Genomic DNA, 18,389 nt, shown 5'->3' with positions numbered 1-18,389 from the left:
CCCACCGCCCGTTCAGTCGTCCAGCAGGTCGCGCAGCAACTCGACGGTGAGCGGCTCGGGTTCCGCGCCGAGTCCGGCGAGCAGACCGTCCAGCCGATCGACGTAGTAGTCCAACTCCGCACGGTCGCCTGTTATGTGCGTGGCCCGGAACATGGTGCGATACAGCATCTGCGACTCCGGGCACACCACCAGACCGACCGAGCAGGCCCGCTTGGCGGCCTGCGGGTCGTGGTTGTCCAGGTGGTAGTCGGCCAGTCGGGCGGCGACATCGACGATCTCGGCGATCATCTGCTGCCGGAACGGCTCGGCCCAGACGTAGCGGCGCGGGCCCACCCCGTCGAACGGCGCGTCGCGCACTATGTCCAACGCCCTCGCGTAGTCCATCGCCACCTCGTGACTCCCGTACAGGCCGGGCGCCACCAATTGGCGGAAGCGGAACCAGTCGCAGGCGAAGCCCGGCCCGAACGCGTAGCCTCCGCCGCCGACCGCGGCCGGCAGGTGACTCGTTCCGTCCTGGCCGGTGCCCACCCAGCGGCGCAGCTGGCTGATCGCCGAGTTGCGTGCGGTGGCGGTGACGCCCAGCGGCCAGACCGCGGCGTCGAGTTCGGTCAGCGGGCGACCCGGGTGCAGCGCGATCCACGCGGCGAGTTCGGTCAGCCGGGCCCGGCGGCCGTGCTCGACCTCCTCACCGACGCCGATCAGGTCGACCTGACCCAGTATGCGAATCTCCGGGTAGGTCGGTGCGAAGCCCTCCGAGAGTTGTCCGGGCGCGGCCGGGGCCTCGGCGGGCAGTGCGGCGACCGGCGGCGCGACGTCCCAGGTGGACCCCACCTCCGGAGCCTCCGACACGGCCGCCTCGGGGTCCGGCGCGACGACCAGGAACATGCCGGAGTCCTCGGCGGTCAAGCCCTCCTGCACCTGCCCCGGCGCACCCCAGTACTCGGCGGACGGCATCTCGACGCCGCCCGCGGCGCTCTCCGCCGGCTTCGGCAGCGCGTCCCCCGGAGCGGTCGGCACCGCAGCGGTGCGCTCGCGCTCGCCGCCCTGCATCAGGTCGACTTCGTCGTCCGGACCCAGTACCTGGACCCCCGGGCCGGTCAGTACGTCGGCACGGACACCCCCGTGTCCGTTGGCGGCGTGTGCCGGGTAGGCCGCGTAGCCGCCGTCCCGGGCGTCCTCGACATCCCACGACGGGGCTTGTTCTCCGGTGCTGGTCCGGGCGTCGATCGGCACTGCTGTTCCCTCGTCCGGGGCCTCTGCGGCCGCCGCCGGATCCGCCGGACGTCCGGCTTCCTCGGCGGATGCGTAGGGGTGGTCCTCGGGATCGTCCACCCCTTCGAGTCCTATTTCTTCGTGCCCGGCGTCCGACACCGACCGCTCGTCGACCACCAGGTCGCGCTCGGCCGCCGGTTCGGGAACGACGGGCGCTCCGAAGACCGGTTCGCCGAGGGTCGAATCCGCCGGGTCCGCCGCATCGGACGCCGCTGTCCCGGGCGCCGCCGCCCCGAACGCCTCGTCCTGTGAGCCCGGTTCCCCGAGATCCGGCGCGGCGACGAGAGCGTCCTGGGCGTGCGGCTCGGCATACACCGACCCGGCACGGACCGACCCGTCGGCGGTCGGCTCCTCGAAGGATGACGGCACCGACGCTTCACCGCCATATGGCGGATGCGGGTACGGCGGTTTCGCATACGGCGGTTCGGCATATGACTGTTCCGGATACCCGGGCTCCGAACCGACCTCGGCGGCGGGCCGCTCGTCGACCGCCGGCTCGGCCGCTCCGGTCGACCCGGGGTACGTCTGCGGCCCCACCGCACCCGCACCGTCCGAACCGGCAGGCGAAGGCCGGAACAGCTGCGGCTCGTCGCCGCGTTCCGCCTGCCCGGACTGCCCGGACTGCTCGGACTGCGCGGACTGCGCGGACTGCGCGGACTGCGCGGACTGCGCGGACTGCTCCGGGTCGTACTCGTGCGGGTCGTCGGGCAGCCAGGGAAGGGGCAACGAGCCGGTGTCCTCCGGCGATCCCACACGCCGCTCGATCCGCTCCGGCGGCGCCAACGGCCGTCCGGTAACCGGATACACCGCAGCGCCCCAGGAGCCCGAGCCGACCCGGCCGCCCGCATTCGGTGCCGGCGCCGCGAACGCCCGCTCGTCCGGCTCGGGATCGGTGGGATCGGGCTGGTAGTAGTCGGGAGACGCCTCGGCGCTCGCGTCCGGTTCGGTCGCGGTGCCGCCGCCCATCCGGGCCGGCCGCTCCATCCCGCCGACCGCGGACCACGCGGCCGAGGAGATGCTGCCACCGGCAGCTCCGGCACCCACCTGGACGGGTTCCGGCTCGTGGTCGGCTCGCTGACCCGGGATCAGCACCTCGTCGGCGGGCACCCCGTCCAGATCCTTGGAGACGGTGAACATGCTCACCAGCGCCTGGTACTGGGGGTCTTCGAGGCGCTGCACGTGTACGTCGGTGTTGATCCGGCTCGGCGTCACCAGGCCCGGCACCGTGGGCAGTCGGGTCACGCCGAGTCCGCTGAGCCAGGGCTCGGCGTGGATCGGCGCGATGATCGCGGCGGCCGCACGCGGGTAGGTGTTGGTCAGTCGCTGGATGTGCGGCACGTGTGCCTCGGTCAGCGGCTCCAGGGACAACACGATCTCCGGCGGCCAGGTGTCCGGCAGGATGCCCTTGGTGCGAGCCTGGCGCGGCGAGGTGAGCTTGGCGTCGTCGAGGAGCCCGACCACCTCGTCCGACCAGGTGGCCAGTCGGCCGAGAGCCTCGTCCAACGAGTAGGCGTAGCGCAGTTGTTGCCGGCCCTCGCGTTCGACGTCGCGCAGTTCGCGACCGAAGCCGACCACCGTCACGCACAGATCGTCGCTCCACACGTTGGACAGCAGCTCGACCGCCAGCGCGCGCAACACCGCGAGATTGTCCGCGCCGGAGCCATCGGTGAGCCCGACCACGCCGAGCGATTCGAGATCGATCAACAGCTGCCGGCCGTCGTCGGTTTCGCCCAATACGGCGAGCGCGGGATAAGGCGCGGGCACGTTGGCCGCCGCACTGGTGTGCAACAACTCGGCGTCCGCCGGGCAGGTCCAATGCATGTGGTCGCCGTGCACCGCCTCGAAGGGATACAGCGGCGGGGACGGCGCGGCCAGATGCAATTCGAGTTGACGATCGGTCAGCTGCACCGAGTCGATCAGCGGCAGGGTTCGCCCGGTGTCCGACATCCGGGCACACAGGGTCCTGAGGGTTCGATCGAACAGGTCCAGCGCGTCCGGGGTTTCGGTCGCCCGCAGCTGTTGTTCGAGGTCTGCGGCTCCCGGCGCGGGCATCGCGATCCGGCGGCCGTCCCGGCGTACCGACTGCTGGAGCCGGCGGCGCACCAGCAGTGCGCCCAGCACCGCCGCGGCACCGACCGCCCCCAGCGCAATGGCGCCGATCGGCACCGCATCGCCGCTCGTGCTCGGAACCTCGGCCCGGCTACCGGTCGGATTGCTGTTCTCGGACTTCTGCTTCGGCGCCTCGCTCGGCTTGGCGGGGGCGCTCGGCGCCGTGATCGGGTCCTGCTTGGCGATCTGCGGCGGAGTCTCGACGAACGGCTTCTGCTCGGCGGCGGGGGGCAGTTGCCGTTGTTGCTGCTGCGGTGGTGGTTGCGGCGCCTGTTGCTGTTGCGGAGGCGGTTGTTGCTGAGGTTGTTGTTGCTGGGGCGGCTGCTGCTGTGGTTGCTGCTGCGGCGGCTGTTGGGCCTCGTTGCCGCCGGCGCCGGGGATGGACAATGTCCACCCGGGTTCGATCGCATTCGGGTCGGTCAGCACCGAGCCGCTCGCTTGCGGCTTGTCCTTGTTGGCGGCAAAGATCTCCGGATAGCGGTCGCCGTCGCCGAGCAGCTCCTCGGCGATGTCCGAAAGGGTGTCGCCGGGCTTGACCGTGACCGTCTGCGGCAGAGCCTTCTTGTCGTCACGCCGGTCCCCGGGCCCGGTCTCGGGCGCGTGCGCGGCCTTGACCTCGGCGGGCGGTGCCGCATTCGCGGGCAGCGCGAGCACCCAGCCCACCTCGACATAGTCCGCCGCATCGAACCGCTGGCCGTTCGCCATCACCTTGCCGTCGTTGAGCTTGGCGATCTCCGTCCACCGCTTGCCGTCGCCGAGCCGTTCCTCGGCGATCGTCCACAACGAATCACCGCGCTGAACGGTATGCGTGGGCCCGGCGCTCGGCCCGGGTTCCTGTACCCGGACCGGGATTTCCTGCTCCACCACCGTGCTGGGCGCACTCGCGACGCTGTCCGGCAGATGCGGAGCGGCCTGCGCCTGCCCCGCGGCAAGCGCGGTGCCGGTGGGCAGCAGCAGCATGATGCCGCCGATCAGTGCCCCGGCCGCCTTCTGGCTCCAGCCCAGGCCGCGGATCCGCGGTGCGGACAACCCCCGGACCTGGGCCGGGATTTCCACCACGACGGAGATCGCGAAGCACAACCACGCGATCCACGCGATGATCGCGAGGGCCGCGATGAACCCGCTCCCGTCGTCGGGAGCGGTCAGGATCTTGGTGACCTCGTTCAGTCCGGGTAGTCGGCGCGGCAAGAGTGTCGTGGTGGCCACGACGAGCAGCGCGGGCAGGCCGACCAGCAGCGCGAGCAGAACGGCGAGGCTGAGCAGGCCACGCACGAGGTCGAACAGGAAGCGGCCGAGACCACGGCGCCTGCCGCGGTCGTCACGGCTGCGAGCGTGCGCCCCGGGACCGGAACCGGCGCCGGGACGAGGGCCTTGGGTAACGGTCACGGTGCGTCCTCCGGGGTTTGGATCCCATGGACGAGCCCGGCACGGGCATGGCCTTTGACGGTGACGGTGGAGACGCCGAAGAAGGCGGCCACCTTGGTGTTGTACTTGAGCCTCACGGAGACTTCGATGCTGCGGCCGTCGAGAGCAACGTCGACTTCGGGATGGGGTTCCACCGCCGTTCCGGCGAGATAGTCGAGCGCTGCCCTCTTGGCACTTTCTTCGGGCACCACGATCGCCGTGCCCGGAATGGCCTTGGTGGGGTCGATCGCCTGCCCGGCGGCACGTGCCGCTTCCTGGGCAAACGCATCGGCTTTGGAATCCGCGCGCAACTTGCCGCCGCCGTCGACCACCAGCCCGACAAGCAGAATGATCACCGCCATCATGATCGCGAGCATGATGGCCAGCGAACCCCGATCCCCGGGGTCGGCGGTGACGCCCCTGTCGCGCGCGCGGATTCGCCACACGGCCGTCACTTCGGCGACCTCTCCCGGTAGGTGTCGATCACGGAAGTGAAGGTGCCATGCATGGTCTTCGACCCCGGGATGCCCGGGAAGGCCACATCGGACAGCGAGACCTTGCAGGCGACCGTCACGGTGACGGTGGCCGCGGTACCGACCTTGACGCTGAACCCGGAGGTGTCGACGACGGTTTCGGCCGAGCAATCGATCCCGTCCTGGGCCAAGGACCGCTCCACAGCCGCCATCGCCCGCGTACGGGCGGTCGCTTCGTCGCGCGCGATCGAGGCCTCTCGCGCCCCGGCCTTCGCCGCCGCATCGACCCCGTTGCCGGCCAGCGTGGTGCGCCCGAATGCGATGACCAGACACAGGAATCCGATCAACACGGGCGCAAGTACCGCTGCCTCCAAGGCGAACGACCCCTCGTCCGCCCGCAGGCTCCCCCTGTGCACCCTCGCCCCCCAGGTCTTCATCGGCCCGCTGTCGTCCACCGCTCGACAACGCCGTCCGCGTGTTGCGTGATCGTCAGACTCCCGATGCCGGGCACGATCGACAACGACGTGCCCTCGACGGTCACCTTGAGCCGGCTGCCGTCGACTCGCTCCGGAGTCACCTTCAGGTCTTTGAGCATTCCCCCGCTGAGGTCTTTCGCCACATCCCGGCTGCGCTTCTCCGCGTCCCCGATGTTGCCGCCCTTGTGCCGACCCTCCTCGACGCCCTCCTTTGCCGCCTGCATCGCGACTTCGCGCGCGTACCACCACAGGCATCCCTGGATCACCGCGAGCAGCACCAGGATGAACACCGGGAAGATGATCGCCATGGTGATGGACATGCCGCCGCGATCCGGGCCGCCTGCCTTGCGCAGGCGGCGTCGGATCGCGTCGGCGGGAAAGCCGCGTGGCACCTTGTTCACGAGAACGGGGTCCGGATCCTTGGGCATCGGGTCTTCGGGGGTCGGATCTCTAGGCGTTCGGCTTCGGCTCCTTGTAGTCCTTGTCGGAGTCCTTCAGGCCCTTCTGGTACTTCTGGTACATGGCGTAGATGACCGCCGCAATGCTGACCGCGGCAACGATGAGCACCGCGACGATGATCGCCGTCTCGATGCTGACCGCGCCGTGGTCGCGCTCCTTGCGCAACCGCCGATAGCGGTCCACCACACCACCCGTGACCATCAACACGAAGGCGATCGGGGCCGGGGCCAGTCTGTGTACGGCGGTTTCCACGCGATCGAGTACCGCGGGGGACGAGGAACCGGTTTGCATTGCCTGCACTCCTTCCGGAGAACGGCTCGGAGTCCGAAGGTCGTTCATACCGAGAAAATCCGGGATATTGCCGGGAATCCGAGCAGGATTCCCATGATCACCACGAGCATCGTCCCCGGAACGGTGAGCCGCTCCGAGTCCGCGTTCGCCTGTTCGTGTTCGTTCGCGAGCAGTTCGATGCGCAGCGACTGAGACCGGGCCCGCAACGTGCCGTACACCGCGGCACCTTCGGTGCCCGCCATCTCGATGATGTCCGCCACGTCGGCGAGTTCCGGAAGGTCCAGATCCTTGGCCAGGTCGCGCAGGCCGTCCCAGGGGTCCGCACCGCTCACCCTGGCCCGCGCCAACGCGTCCTGGATCCGGGCGAACGCCCAGCCGTCCCCCACGGCCGCGGCCCGCTCCAGCGCCTCGGCCGGGCCGGCGTCACCGGCACGGCCGAGCGCGACCAGGTCCAGATAGGCGGCCGCCGCGTGTTGGAATTCGGTCCGGGCGGCCTTGGCCTGGTCGCGCAGCGCGAAGTCCGGAATGAACCACATCCCCGCCGCCACCCCCAAGGACAGGAACAGCGGTACGTAGAACGCCACTCCGATGCCGGTGGCCACCAGCACCGCGGAGAGCATCGCCGGAAGCAGCAGGCCGAGCAGGGCCATCAGCGCCTTCGTGCGGACGAACTGCGCGACCGTCTCGCCGACCAGGTCGAGTTCACGGTGCGGCACCCGGAAACCGGGGATGCGTCGGGCCAGCGTGACGAGTTGATCGTCGTACTTGCTGCCGGTCTGCTCGGTACGCCGCTTGGGCGTGCCGGAGAGCCGATTCAGCGCGTTGCCCAGGTCCGGCGGCGCGGGCCACAACTCGCGCACGAGCAGCGCGACGCCCGCGCCCAGGACACAACCGCTGACGATCACCGCGGGTGGAATCACGACCACTCACCCCGCAACACGGGTGCGCTGTGCACACCTTCCGCCTGTTGCGCATCCACCGCTTTGGCGGCCTTGACCACGCTGCGCGGATCGGCGACCAGGAACCGGGGCTTGGCCCGATCGGTGGCCAGCGACCGCATCCACATCAGCGTGCCGATATAGGCCATCGCCAGCAACAGCAGGACCAGTTGTCCCGCCACGCTCCCGTACGGCTCCGCGTAGCTGCGGTTGATCACCACGACCAGGGCGGTCACGCCGAGCGTGATGTAGGTGATCCAGCGCACGGCGATCCGGGCGCCGGCCCGGTCCGCCTCGATCGCGCGGCGCTGGCGCACCTCTTCGCGCACCGTGCCGGCCAGGTCCTTGAGCGCCATCGCCAGGCCGGGGCCGCGGTCCGCGGAGCGCAGGATCAGCGCCGCCGCGATCTTGTCCGCGGTGGCGTCGCCCAGGTCGGCGGCGAACGCCCGCAGTGCCTCGTCCGGACGCCATCGCGATTGCAACCGGCTGACCAGGTCGCCGACTTCCTCGACGATCGGCTCCGGACAGGTCGCGCGTGAAGTGAGGATCGCGTTCTCCAGGCCGGCACCCAGCTCGATCAGGTCGGCGATCCGCCGGGTCCATTCGGCGAGCGCGTCCAGCCGGTTGATGACGGTGCGGTCGCTCTTGGTCGGTGCGAGCAGCCACGGCAGTCCCGTGAAGGCCACGATCACCAGGAGGCCGGCCATCAGGAAACCGGTGAACAGCCAGACCAGCGCGGCCACCACGATCCCGATGCCCAGTCGTACCCGCCGGGCGGTGCGTTGCCGGGCGCTCACCGGACCCGACCGCATTCGCCGCACGGCCAACTCCAGACGTCCGGGCGGCTTGGGCGTGGGGTCGTCGTAGGTGCCGACGAGTCCGACGACCAAGCCGATCAGGCCGCCCACAAGCAGGCAGCCGCACACCGCGACCAACAGCGCGTCACCCATGTCCGTCACCCGCCCTGATGCAGTTTCAGCTGCAACGGCCGCCAGCCGTGCGGCTCGTCGAGCAGATGCGGACTGAACCCGGCCCGGATCAGGTCCGGCATGTCCGAGGGGTACATCCGGGCCATGCCTCGCGGATCGTCGCCGGTCGGCGCGAAGATCGTGTTCACGGCCGGGCGGCGGTGCTCGCCCATCCCGGTCACCTCCAGCACGTGCGACACGAAACGATGCCGCTTCCCGCCGATCGCCGTCTCGTCGATCATCCGTACGAAGACGACGTAGTCGACCGCGTTGGAGGCCAGCCGGTAAGCCAGTTCGGGGCTCATGTGCGCGCCGTACTCCAGGCAGAGTTCGGCTATCCGGTCGAAGATCATGTCCGGCTCGCGCACGTGCAGCGTGCACATCGAGCCGCCCTCGCCGTTCGTCATCACCCGCAACATCGGCACGATCTCACTGGAGCGCACCTCGCCGACGATCATCCGGGACAACGACATGCGCAGCGCGGAGGGGATCAGTTCGCCGATGGTCAACTCCCCCGCCGACTTGCCGTCGATGCCCCGCTCGCCGTTGCCCTCCCGGGCCTCGATCGCGACCACCTGGCGCAGGTGCCCCAACTCGTGCAGGAAGAGTTCGAGTTCGGTCTCGAAGGTGCCGATCCGCTCGTCCCGGGGGATCTCGTGGGACAGCGCCCGCAGCAGCGAGGTCTTGCCCACACCCTGGGTGCCGCAGATGATCAGGTTCTTCTTGGCCCGGACCAGCGAGCCCAGAAAGGCAGCCAGGGTGCGGTCCAGCGTGCCCAGGCCGATCAGTTCGGCGAGCCGCACGTCGCGCACCCGGTGCCGACGGATCGTCACGTAGGTGTGCGGGGTGACCTCGGTGATCGCCTGGAGGCGCGAGCCGTCCGGCAGCCGCAGGGCCAGTGTGGGCTGCGCGGTGGAAAGGGTGCGTTCGCCGCTGCCGTGCCGTCGGGCCAGGTCGCGGAGCAGCTCGCGTAGCTCCTCGTCGGAGGAGGTCAGTGGCGGTACCTGGACGCGGGGCCGGTCGGCGTAGTCCACCCAGACCGTGTCGTAGCCGTTGACCAGGATGTTCTCCACCGCGGGGTCGGTCAGGTACGGCTCCAACGGCCCGGCCCGGAACAGCCAGTCCCACACCGCGCGGGCCATTGCCCGGTCCTCGGCGGGAGTGGTGGAGATGCCGCGCTCGCGCGCGGTGATGTCGGCCCATTCGGCGACGACCTGGGCAACGATCGCCCGGCCGCGCTGCTCGCGGTCCTCGTTGGTCAGGCCGGGTGACAACTTGTCGAATTCGTGCAGCTGTTCGGCCGCGCGGTCCTTCAGTATCCGCACCAGGGCCGGGTCCACCACCGGTTCGCCGGAGGGGTTTCGGGGTGGCTTGGCGGTGGTCGTGGCGGGCGCCTGTCCGGCGGGCGGAGGTCGGCGGCTGACCGTACCGACGCCGTTCGCGCTCACGCTCGCGGTCGGCGGCACGGTGAACATGCCGTCCCGACCGCCGGCGTGCCGGGACGCGCCGTTCAGCAGCCCGTTCGGGGGCGCCGACGCGGCCGGCGGAACCGGTGTGCCGTTGGCGGGTGTCGGCGGCGGGGTGTGGCCCACGGCGGGGGTGAGCGAGCCCGCGCCCGCCGACCAGGTCTGCCCGGGAGCCGCGTCGGGTCCGGCCGGGGTGCCTCGCTGGAACCCCTCCGGCCAGGTACGCAGCGGCGGCGCCGGCGGCGCGTACAGCACGTCCTCCGCCTCCGGCAGGCCCGGAACGACATGCATGTGCGGACGGTGGCCGGTCTCGACGGGTGGCTCGGGTTCCGGTTTGTTGTGCGGATCCGGGTGCAGGGGTCGCGCGTTATCGAACATGACCCGCCTCCTCGCCGGCCGGCCGGTGCGCCGGTTCGGCCTCGGGTCGCGACTCCGGCTCCGCCGGCCGGCGGATGTAGGCGGCGGCCTGGGCCCAACCGTCCCCCGCCATGGGCGCGTCGGGCCCGGACGGCAACTCGCCGCCGGGCGCCGGGCGCGGCGCCAGCCGCATCCGGCGCTGGTTGGCCAGGGCCAGGGCGGCTTCCGCGGTGGTGCGCGCGGCCCGCATGAACTTCGAACGCAGGAAGCGTTTTCCGGTGTCCCCTTCGCCGGCGGACAACACCCGGGCACGTTCCGGATCGAACGGCAGCAGGCCCAACACGGGCGCCTCCAGGTGCTTGCCGATCTCCTGTCGCGCGTACCGACCCTCCTCGATCACCACGAGCGCGATCGAGTCCGAGCCCGTCCCGTGCGTGTCGAGGTCGTTGCGCAACGAGACCAGTCGGGGCTGCGCCTGGGCCAGCGAGGGCAACGTCCCCCGTACGACCGGCAGTACCAGATCGGCCCGGCGCGCGGCGATCGCCGACGCGCCCGTGGTGCCGCGCCGGCCGAGGTCGATGATCACGTCGTGCGGGATCTGTTGACTGCCCAGGCCGGCCGCGAGTTGCGAGATCGGATCCCACGTGTAGGCCAGTCCGGAGGCCTGGGTGGGGTCCACCAGGCCGGGCAGCAGCAGCCGTTCGCGCCGACCGTCGGACAGGTCGACCAATTGGCGGAAGAACGCGTCCACCAGGTTTCCCTGACGATGCGCCACACCCAGTTGGTGCAGGCCGTATTCGGCCGAAACCCGACCCTGGAGCGCGCCGGCCAGGATCGAACCCCCGTCCGGGTCGGCCTCGATCAGGATCACCCGACGGCCGGCCGGCAGCGGCCAGGTGAGCAGGAGCGCAAGCGCGGTCGAGGTGGCGCCGGGCGCGCCGGCGCCACCGGTGACCGCGACGACGGTCATGGGGCCCCTCCGGTCCTGGCCGGTGCCGCGTCCGCGTTGCCCGTGTTCAGCACCACGATGGAGAACCTGCCCTCGGCCACCTGGAGAGCCAGCACCGGACCGTCCTTGGCGGGGACCGCCACGTCCAGGACGGACTTGTCGGAGCTCGAAGCGGAGTCCGTGGCGCCGGAGCGGATCACCGTGGCCGCGGTGGTGATCGGTTGCGCCGCCGTGGGGTTGGTATTGCCGCCGGCCACGGGTACCGCGGTCACGACCAGGATCCGGGTGCCGGGAGTGACCCGCTGCACCGGCATCTTGGTCCCGTCCACGGCGATCGGGACGAGCGTCTCGCCCGGCTGGATCGCAATCCGCTCGGTGACCTGATCCGAGGTCAACAGTGTGCCCGCGCGCAGCTCGACGGCGGCGCGTTTGCCCACGATGACGGCCTTGGAGCCGGATCCGATCGGGCGCAGTCCGGGCGCGTCGTTGATCTCCACGACCCGCAGGTCGTCGGCGGCGATGGTCTGGCCGTACGGCACCGTGCGCGCGACGGCGAGCACGGGCACACGTTTGTCGCCCATTTGATAGAACGCCGCCGACCCGAGTCCGCCGGCCGCGATCAGCGCGACCGAGAGCGCGATGAGCGCCGGCCGCCGGCGTCTGGCGCCGAGGCTGCGCGTAGGCGTGACCGGCATCGCGCCACCGGCGGCGGCGCCCTGCGACACGACGCCGTTACCCGATGGCCGTTCCGTAGCTGCCTTCACCACCGGCTCCGCCCCCTTGCTCTGCCGGGTCCACCCAGGTTCCGTGCGGACCGTGATCCACTTCGGAGCTACCGCTCGTATCTTCCACCACACACACTGTCAGGTGAATGGTGAACGGCCCGAAAACAGCCGCCGAAGTCGATCATTCGAAGCTTTCCGAAACAATTTCCGACCACGTCAACCAGCACGATCGCGGACGCCATATGACGAACCCGACCCCACCAAAGATCACGGGCAAGCATCTCGTTCCGGACACCGAACGGGCCCCACGATGGTCCCGAAACGAGGCCCTCCGCAAGCACTTTCGGGCAATTGTTGGCCGGCCGAGTTCTACGCGCACCGTGATCGCCCGGACGTGATAACGCACTGCCGACCCGACGCTGCGAACCGTACTCGACACGCTGCGTGGGCGAGCACGGGGTCTCGTCGGCGAATCCGGCGAAGGGGTTGAAGTGTCGTCAAATCGCTTAGGTGGCTGTGGGGGTCGGGAGTTCGGGCGTGGGTCGGTGGTCGGGGGCGGCGTGGGTCGACGGATGGAAGGTCTCACCTCGGGCGGTTCCGGGTGCGGGCCATCCCGAGCCGGCGGCCCCGAGGAGGGCGGTCCCGGGAGTGTGCGGTCCCTGCACGGGCGGTCCCGTCTGGGGTGAGCCCAGGGCGGGTTGCCTCGTCGCGGCGGCCTCAGGTCCTTCGGCGGACGGCCGTGACCGGGAGGTGTCCGGGGCGAGGCAGCGCGCTCGTCCTCGGCCGGGACGGCCTGCCGGGTGCGGGTCGGAGCTGCCATCGGGCCGCCACGGTCGCGACGGTGGTCACGATCTGGGCCAGGAACAGGTGTTCACCGATGCAGCGGTGCACGCCCGCGCCGAACGGCATGTACACGCCCCGCACATGCCCGCGATAGCCCGGCTCGGCCCATCGGTCCGGATCGAAGCGCTCGGGATCCGGAAACAGTGCGGGATCCCGATGCAGGGCATGGTGGCTGTACAAGACGTCGCTGCCGCACGGGATGTGATGGCCCATCACGTCCACGTCGCGATTGGCCCGGCGAACCACCAGCCAGGGCGCGTACAACCGAAGCGTCTCGTCGACAACACACCTTGTATATACGAGAGCTCCGATGTTCTCGGTGGTCACCGGTCCGCCGGCCAACACCTCGTCGAGCTCGGCATGCAGGCGTTTGCGCACGTCCTCATGCCGCCCGATCTCGTGAAATACCCACGAAAGGGTGGCATTCGTGTTGTCGTTGCCGGCGATCAGCATCGACACCACCTCGTCGCGCACCAGTTCGGGCGACATGTCCATGCGCGCGAACTCGCCGAGCAGACCCGTACCCGCACCGGCGTCCACGGCCGAGGCGATCGCCGCCCGCAACCGGCGACCCGTCTCGGCGAAGCGCCGATTGCCGGGTGTCGGCAACTGCCGTGCCCACTCCGGCAACACGGTGCGGGTGAACACCTCCTGGATGAACACCGGCAGCGAACGCCGTACCTCGGCCACCGCCGCGTCGGCGGCCGGATTCTCCCCGAAGATCAACCGGCCGAGCGTGCCGAGCCCGAGTTCGCTCATCTCCCGATCGAGCGCGAGCGTGGCCCCCGGCAACCACTGCGCACTCGCCTCCTCGGCCTGGCGGCGGATCAGCTCGACGTACCCGCCGATCCGCGACCGCTGGAACGCAGGCTGCAGGGTCCGCCGTTGGCTGCGGTGCAGGGGCCCGTCGGATGCGGCAAGGCCGTCCCCGATGTGCAGCCGGGCCTGCTTGAAGAAACCGTCCCGCTCGATCGTGTCCGCGTGTTCGACCAGGACGCAGCGCACGAGGGCGGGGTCGTTGAGGACGTACAACTCCTTCGGCCCGACCCGGATCCGCACGATCGGCCCGTGGGCACGCAGCGACGACACGAAGTCCCAGCGGCCGCGCAGCAACGCCGGAGTATGGCCGAGCAGCGGAACTGCGCCCGGGGCGATCGGGACCACGTTACGACTCCTTGGGTTCGGACGGCTTGCCGAGCGTATTGGACGCACCTTCGGAGGCAGAGGGTCGGTGGGAGGCGGGGCGGTACCGGGATTGGGGTCTCGCGCGCCTGGCGTGTATCGGGTCGGGGGCGGGTGGTGTGTGGCCCGGGCGGGACTCGGGGTGGGGTGGGGGTGGGGGTCGTGGCCGGGGCCGAGGCCGGACCGGGCTTGGGCTCGAGGGTGGGCGCGGACTCGGGCTCCCGCTCGGGGCCGGACTCAAATCCGGGCTTGGGCTCGGGAGCCGGGCTCGGAGTCGGGACCTGGCTCGGAGTCGGGAGCCGGGCTCGGGCTCGGGTGCGGGCTCGGTGTTGGCTCCGATTCGCGCTTGGACTCAAGTTCGGGCAGGACCGGGCTCGGGGTCCGAACCCGGGCTCAGGGATCCGGACTCGGGGTCCCGACTCGGGCCAGGATCCGGACTCGGGTTCGGTGTCGGCGGTTCGGTGTCGGCCTCAGATTCGGGCCTGGGCTCGGGCCTGGCTCGCTTCGGGCTCAAGGTCCGGCCTCGCGGCCGCTGCCGCGCCCGGGATCAGGCTCGGGCTTGGACTCGGCTCCGAGCGGGACCCGGCCCCTCCCCCGCCCCCGGCTTGTCGACCCATGTGCCGGGCGAGGGTCGGTACTTCGCCGGCCCCGCCGGACCGCGGTTCCGCGTGGCCAGGCCACCCGATTCCTGCCGCACGCCACCGGTCGTCGCGCGCGGGGCGCCCGACACGCCTCCGTCGTCCGCCTTCGGACCCGCCGGACCCGCCGGACCCGCCTGGCCCCCCGGGCCCGGTTGCCGGTTCCGCCGGTCGCCGTTCGGTGCGCCCGGGCCGATGCCCCTGTTGCCCCTGTCCACGTACGGCTTACCCGGCGTGATCACTCCCGCCCTGCCGGGTCCGGGCGGTCGGACCTTCCGCGGCGGGACCGGCGCGAGATCGTTCGCGGTGGGCGGCCGGTCCGAAACGGCGGTCGGCATCGGGTCCCTACGTTGGCCGGTCTCGACCGAAGTCACCGAAGCGGGCTCCTGCTTCGGCTCGTCCGCATCCGAGGCGGGCGCGATACCCACCCAGGCACCCAGCGCGATGCCGACGGTCGCAAGTGCGGCCCCGATCGGCCCCGCCCGGCGCATGGTCCGCCCGGGAGCGCGGTCTTGACGGTTCATCACGTATGTACCCCTTCGCTCTCACCCGCTCGGCGAATGTCGGTCGCGAGCGGACCCGGACCTCACTGAAGAGACATACGCCCGCCCACCGGCCCGCGTTGCATTCCGCGGCCACCTCGGCCACGTGCGGAACATCTCTGCGGCTCGATGCAACCCGGAGCCGCCGACCCGCGTATCTCCCGGGTGACAGGCCCCTCGACATGCAGACGAACAGGCGACGGCACCGGCCGGACGTCCCTGCATCCGTGCTGCGGGTCCGGTGAGGAGGAGATCACGGTGCGCGACCCCCGCGACCGCCCCCTGGCAACCCGACTGCCGACCGAGTGAGGGAGGCCGCCCGTGAACGGGAGTTCCGCGAGTACGCCGAGGCCCGGCAGGCCCAGCTGCGCCGTTCGGCCTATCTGCTGTGCGGCGACTGGTACGAGGCGCAGGACCTCACCCAGACCACCCTGATGAAGATGTACACGGCCTGGGGCCGGCTGCGCCGGGACGGCAACGTGGACGCCTACGCCCGAGTGGTGATGACGCGCACGTACATCGACCAGCACCGCAAGGGCCGTTGGCGGGAGGAGCCGGTCGACGAACTCCCGCAGCGGCAGGCCGACGAGACCTCGTCGCCGGACCTGCGACTGACCCTGCGAGCGGCGCTGCTCCGACTGCCGCCGCGCTACCGGGCCGTGCTCGTCCTGCGATTCTGGGAGGACTGGAGCGTCGAACAGACGGCGGAGGCCCTGCGGATCAGCACGGGAACGGTCAAGAGCCAGAGCGCGCGCGGCCTGAACCGGCTGCGCGAACTCGTCGGCGAACACATGTGGGAGCTGTCCGAACGGTGAGGCCGGCCATGAACGATCACGACCTGTTCCAACTGATCCTGGATCAACCCGAGCCCGACTTCCCGAGCGTGGTCGACGCGGCCGTCGAAGGCGGCCGCCGGGCCCGTCGGCGCCGCCTCATGACGATGCTCGGCGCCGGCGCGGCCGTGCTGGCGATCACCGGCGCGGGCCTGCTCCTGGTCCCCTCGAATCCGCAGCGAGTGGGACCCGCGGCACCTGTCCCGCCGGCCGCGACCGCGGTGCCGAGCCGACCGATGCCGGACCCGGCCGGGCCCAGCGTCGACGCGACATCGTCCGCCGAAGCCGACCCCAGGCCCGAGCCCGCGCAGGATCCGGACGGTACGCCCGCCGATGCACCCGGCCTGCCCGAGGAGACACCGGCGTCGACCGAACCCGAGAACCCGCCGCAGACATCGACCGAGGACTCCCGGACGGTCGGGTGCCTGGCCACCAGGACAGGCAAATGCCCATCAACAGCCCGAAATTGACGGATTGTCGCACGCGAATCGAACCGATCGTCACCCGCCGTTCACGCCGCAACCGCCCGCCCGGCCCCTAATCTGATCCCGGATCTGATCCCGGATCGTTTCGCCCGGAGGGAAGAGAGGCCCGGCGTGAACAGCACGGACCCGTGGACCGTGGATCGCATCGCGCATGCGCTCCCGCACCCCGAAGCCCGCCACGAATTCCTGCGACTGGTACACCTGACGCCGATCGGCGATCTGCCCGTCCTGCTGGCCCGTTACACCCTGGCCGCGGAGGAACTGATCGCCGGTCTGCCGCACGCGCGCGCCCTCGCGGCACAGGTACGCGCCACCGGCAAGGACCCCGACCTCGACGAGGTGGACGAGGAAATCGTCCGCAAGTGGATCGCACGCGGCCGAGCGCAAAGCAGCGCCGCGTGACGTGGCGCCCGAGGATCGGCATCGAGCACCAAGAGGTCATCGACCGCTTCCCCGAGACCACGCTGAACCACTGGGGACTTCTGCTGTACAAGCTGGTCTGTGACCCGTACACGGCCACCGTCCGCTACGGCGAGGACGACCGCATCGTCCGCACCGCAGCAGCGGGGCCCTTGATCGTGGTGGTGCTTCTCAACGAGGGGACGACAACCGTTACCGTGCTGCAGGTCGTGCACTTGGGTTGACCCGGTGCTTCCCGCCGGCCGGCACGCAGTAGTGGTCGGCCACTTCCCCCATCACGCCTTCGTGCCGCTGGCGACGCACCGACGGTGCACCGGTACGGCCCTCATGGTTCGCGCGCTTGGCGTGCTTGGCCTCCGGGTCGAGTACCCGACAGACCTTGCGGACCTGCGGGTGCTGACCGGGAATCGCATAGGCGGAAGCCACTCCCGCGAACGCGAGACCACAACATGCCACAACCATGATCGCTGTCTTACGGATCCTGCTCATTCGGCAGAAGATAGCGGAGCCGAAGCCGGCGCACTAACCGCCTCCGCAAACCAACGCCACCAACCCCCTCGACCAGCCACAGCGCCGCCTCCACCTCCCACCCACCAACCCGACACGCACTGCGACACCGCGACCCACCCCTCCAACCCTCACCCCGCCACCACCACACAACCCACCCCCGGGAGGCCGGCTCGCGGGAGCGGCGCCCGAGGAGGGCGGGTGAGAGGACACGTGCTCCGCACACCGGGGGCGTGGCGCTGCGGCTCCCGCGTCGAGGGCCGTGGCACCGCAGGTCGCGCACCCGCGGTCGTGATGCCTCGGGTGGCGCACCCGAGGCAGCGGCACCGCGGCCCACGACCCGAAGTCCTGATACCGCAACACACCCCCGAGTCCGTGACCTCGCGGATCGTGCACCCGACGGCGTGGAACCGCGGGTCGCGCACCCGCAGTCGTGATGCCGCGGGTCGCGCACCCTAGGCGGTGGTGCTGTAGCCCGCGCACCCAAGGCAGTGGCATCGCGGGTCGCCGACCCGAGGTCGTGGCGCAGCAGCCCGCGCACCCGAGGTCGTGTGGGCGTGGCCCGCGCACTCGAGGTCGTGACGGCACGGCCCGCTCACTTGAGGCCGGGGCGATGCGGCCCGCGCACCCGAGGCCGTGACGGGACGGCCCGCGTACCTGAGGCCGGGCCAAGGCGGCCCATGCACCTGAGGCTGGTGACATCGCGGCCCTCACCGAACCGAACGGCTGCGTGTGGTGTCGAAACGGCCGACCTACGACCCACACCACCCAAAACTCACCGGCCCAGCACCGCGACCCCGCCGACTACACAGCAACTGCCGATCAAACGCCCATGCGCCCAAGCGCCCAAGCACGGATGGGCGGATGGGCGGATGGGCGGATGTACGCACGCGCCAACGCATCAACCATGCACCCCTTGCGAAGCGCACTCCGAGCAACGCCCCGGCCACCTCGCCAACACCCTCCCGACCCACAGGCCCACAAGCGCCCGGATCGAAGAACCGACGGTCCCGCCCCACGGACCAGAGGTCGTCCTCCTGTGAACCAGAAGT

Annotated in this window: 15 protein-coding genes; 4 read left to right on the top strand and 11 right to left on the bottom strand. The window is 70.8% G+C overall.

All coding sequences use genetic code 11. The features are described from left to right. Nucleotides 1–12 precede the first annotated feature (12 nt). The 11 genes from ACFZBU_RS19930 to ACFZBU_RS19880 all read right to left on the bottom strand — a co-directional run bounded on the left by ACFZBU_RS19930 (nucleotide 13) and on the right by ACFZBU_RS19880 (nucleotide 13,894). A complete protein-coding gene (locus ACFZBU_RS19930; protein ID WP_391584933.1) occupies nucleotides 13–4,767 on the bottom strand; it encodes a LysM peptidoglycan-binding domain-containing protein in 4,755 nt (1,584 codons plus the stop codon). After that, complete coding sequence (locus ACFZBU_RS19925) at nucleotides 4,764–5,240, bottom strand: pilus assembly protein TadG-related protein (protein WP_391584932.1); 477 nt, start codon at nucleotides 5,238–5,240, stop codon at nucleotides 4,764–4,766. The genes ACFZBU_RS19930 and ACFZBU_RS19925 overlap by 4 nt, the downstream gene beginning before the upstream one ends. Then, on the bottom strand, nucleotides 5,237–5,695 hold the full coding sequence (locus ACFZBU_RS19920) for a TadE/TadG family type IV pilus assembly protein (protein ID WP_391584931.1): 459 nt from the start codon (nucleotides 5,693–5,695) through the stop codon (nucleotides 5,237–5,239). Before ACFZBU_RS19920 ends, ACFZBU_RS19925 begins: the two co-directional genes overlap by 4 nt. Continuing rightward, the gene (locus ACFZBU_RS19915; RefSeq protein ID WP_391584930.1) at nucleotides 5,692–6,162 is read right to left on the bottom strand and encodes a TadE/TadG family type IV pilus assembly protein; all 471 of its coding nucleotides are present in this window, start codon (nucleotides 6,160–6,162) and stop codon (nucleotides 5,692–5,694) included. The genes ACFZBU_RS19920 and ACFZBU_RS19915 overlap by 4 nt, the downstream gene beginning before the upstream one ends. Nucleotides 6,163–6,184: 22 nt before the next feature. Further along, entirely contained in the window at nucleotides 6,185–6,484 is a 300-nt protein-coding gene (locus ACFZBU_RS19910; RefSeq protein ID WP_391584929.1) for a FeoB-associated Cys-rich membrane protein, read from the bottom strand. 44 nt (nucleotides 6,485–6,528) lie between these two features. Next, complete coding sequence (locus tag ACFZBU_RS19905) at nucleotides 6,529–7,404, bottom strand: hypothetical protein (RefSeq protein ID WP_391584928.1); 876 nt, start codon at nucleotides 7,402–7,404, stop codon at nucleotides 6,529–6,531. Beyond that, nucleotides 7,401–8,372: a type II secretion system F family protein gene (locus ACFZBU_RS19900; RefSeq protein WP_391584927.1), complete on the bottom strand. Its 972-nt coding sequence runs from the start codon at nucleotides 8,370–8,372 to the stop codon at nucleotides 7,401–7,403. The genes ACFZBU_RS19905 and ACFZBU_RS19900 overlap by 4 nt, the downstream gene beginning before the upstream one ends. Nucleotides 8,373–8,377: 5 nt before the next feature. Next, complete coding sequence (locus ACFZBU_RS19895) at nucleotides 8,378–10,234, bottom strand: ATPase, T2SS/T4P/T4SS family (protein ID WP_391584926.1); 1,857 nt, start codon at nucleotides 10,232–10,234, stop codon at nucleotides 8,378–8,380. Beyond that, the gene (locus tag ACFZBU_RS19890; protein ID WP_391584925.1) at nucleotides 10,224–11,183 is read right to left on the bottom strand and encodes a hypothetical protein; all 960 of its coding nucleotides are present in this window, start codon (nucleotides 11,181–11,183) and stop codon (nucleotides 10,224–10,226) included. Before ACFZBU_RS19890 ends, ACFZBU_RS19895 begins: the two co-directional genes overlap by 11 nt. Continuing rightward, nucleotides 11,180–11,926, bottom strand: coding sequence for an SAF domain-containing protein (locus tag ACFZBU_RS19885; protein ID WP_391584924.1), 747 nt, complete (start codon nucleotides 11,924–11,926; stop codon nucleotides 11,180–11,182). The genes ACFZBU_RS19890 and ACFZBU_RS19885 overlap by 4 nt, the downstream gene beginning before the upstream one ends. Nucleotides 11,927–12,604: 678 nt before the next feature. Next, nucleotides 12,605–13,894: a cytochrome P450 gene (locus tag ACFZBU_RS19880; RefSeq protein ID WP_391584923.1), complete on the bottom strand. Its 1,290-nt coding sequence runs from the start codon at nucleotides 13,892–13,894 to the stop codon at nucleotides 12,605–12,607. A gap of 1,503 nt (nucleotides 13,895–15,397) precedes the next feature. Between ACFZBU_RS19880 and ACFZBU_RS19875 the strand changes: the two genes are divergently transcribed. From ACFZBU_RS19875 to ACFZBU_RS19860, 4 genes are all read left to right on the top strand, one after another. After that, complete coding sequence (locus ACFZBU_RS19875; RefSeq protein WP_391584922.1) at nucleotides 15,398–15,907, top strand: SigE family RNA polymerase sigma factor; 510 nt, start codon at nucleotides 15,398–15,400, stop codon at nucleotides 15,905–15,907. 8 nt (nucleotides 15,908–15,915) lie between these two features. Continuing rightward, the gene (locus ACFZBU_RS19870) at nucleotides 15,916–16,395 is read left to right on the top strand and encodes a hypothetical protein (RefSeq protein ID WP_391584921.1); all 480 of its coding nucleotides are present in this window, start codon (nucleotides 15,916–15,918) and stop codon (nucleotides 16,393–16,395) included. Between the two features lie 126 nt (nucleotides 16,396–16,521). Then, nucleotides 16,522–16,812, top strand: a complete 291-nt coding sequence (locus ACFZBU_RS19865) for a hypothetical protein (RefSeq protein ID WP_391584920.1) — start codon at nucleotides 16,522–16,524, stop codon at nucleotides 16,810–16,812. After that, the gene (locus ACFZBU_RS19860; RefSeq protein ID WP_020555267.1) at nucleotides 16,809–17,054 is read left to right on the top strand and encodes a hypothetical protein; all 246 of its coding nucleotides are present in this window, start codon (nucleotides 16,809–16,811) and stop codon (nucleotides 17,052–17,054) included. The genes ACFZBU_RS19865 and ACFZBU_RS19860 overlap by 4 nt, the downstream gene beginning before the upstream one ends. Nucleotides 17,055–18,389: the final 1,335 nt, after the last annotated feature.

The sequence above is a fragment of the Embleya sp. NPDC008237 genome (genome assembly GCF_042956465.1).
GTDB lineage: Bacteria > Actinomycetota > Actinomycetes > Streptomycetales > Streptomycetaceae > Embleya.
The sequence above is the reverse complement of the archived record's forward strand: the minus strand, read 5'-3'. Positions and strand labels throughout refer to the sequence as shown.

Excerpts from the sequence above, each read along its gene's own strand:
- ACFZBU_RS19920 (WP_391584931.1), bottom strand. The coding sequence starts at position 5,695 with ATGAAGACCTGGGGGGCGAGGGTGCACAGGGGGAGCCTGCGGGCGGAC.
- ACFZBU_RS19915 (WP_391584930.1), bottom strand. The coding sequence starts at position 6,162 with ATGCCCAAGGATCCGGACCCCGTTCTCGTGAACAAGGTGCCACGCGGC.
- ACFZBU_RS19910 (WP_391584929.1), bottom strand. The coding sequence starts at position 6,484 with ATGCAAACCGGTTCCTCGTCCCCCGCGGTACTCGATCGCGTGGAAACC.
- ACFZBU_RS19900 (WP_391584927.1), bottom strand. The coding sequence starts at position 8,372 with ATGGGTGACGCGCTGTTGGTCGCGGTGTGCGGCTGCCTGCTTGTGGGC.
- ACFZBU_RS19895 (WP_391584926.1), bottom strand. The coding sequence starts at position 10,234 with ATGTTCGATAACGCGCGACCCCTGCACCCGGATCCGCACAACAAACCG.
- ACFZBU_RS19890 (WP_391584925.1), bottom strand. The coding sequence starts at position 11,183 with ATGACCGTCGTCGCGGTCACCGGTGGCGCCGGCGCGCCCGGCGCCACC.
- ACFZBU_RS19870 (WP_391584921.1), top strand. The coding sequence starts at position 15,916 with ATGAACGATCACGACCTGTTCCAACTGATCCTGGATCAACCCGAGCCC.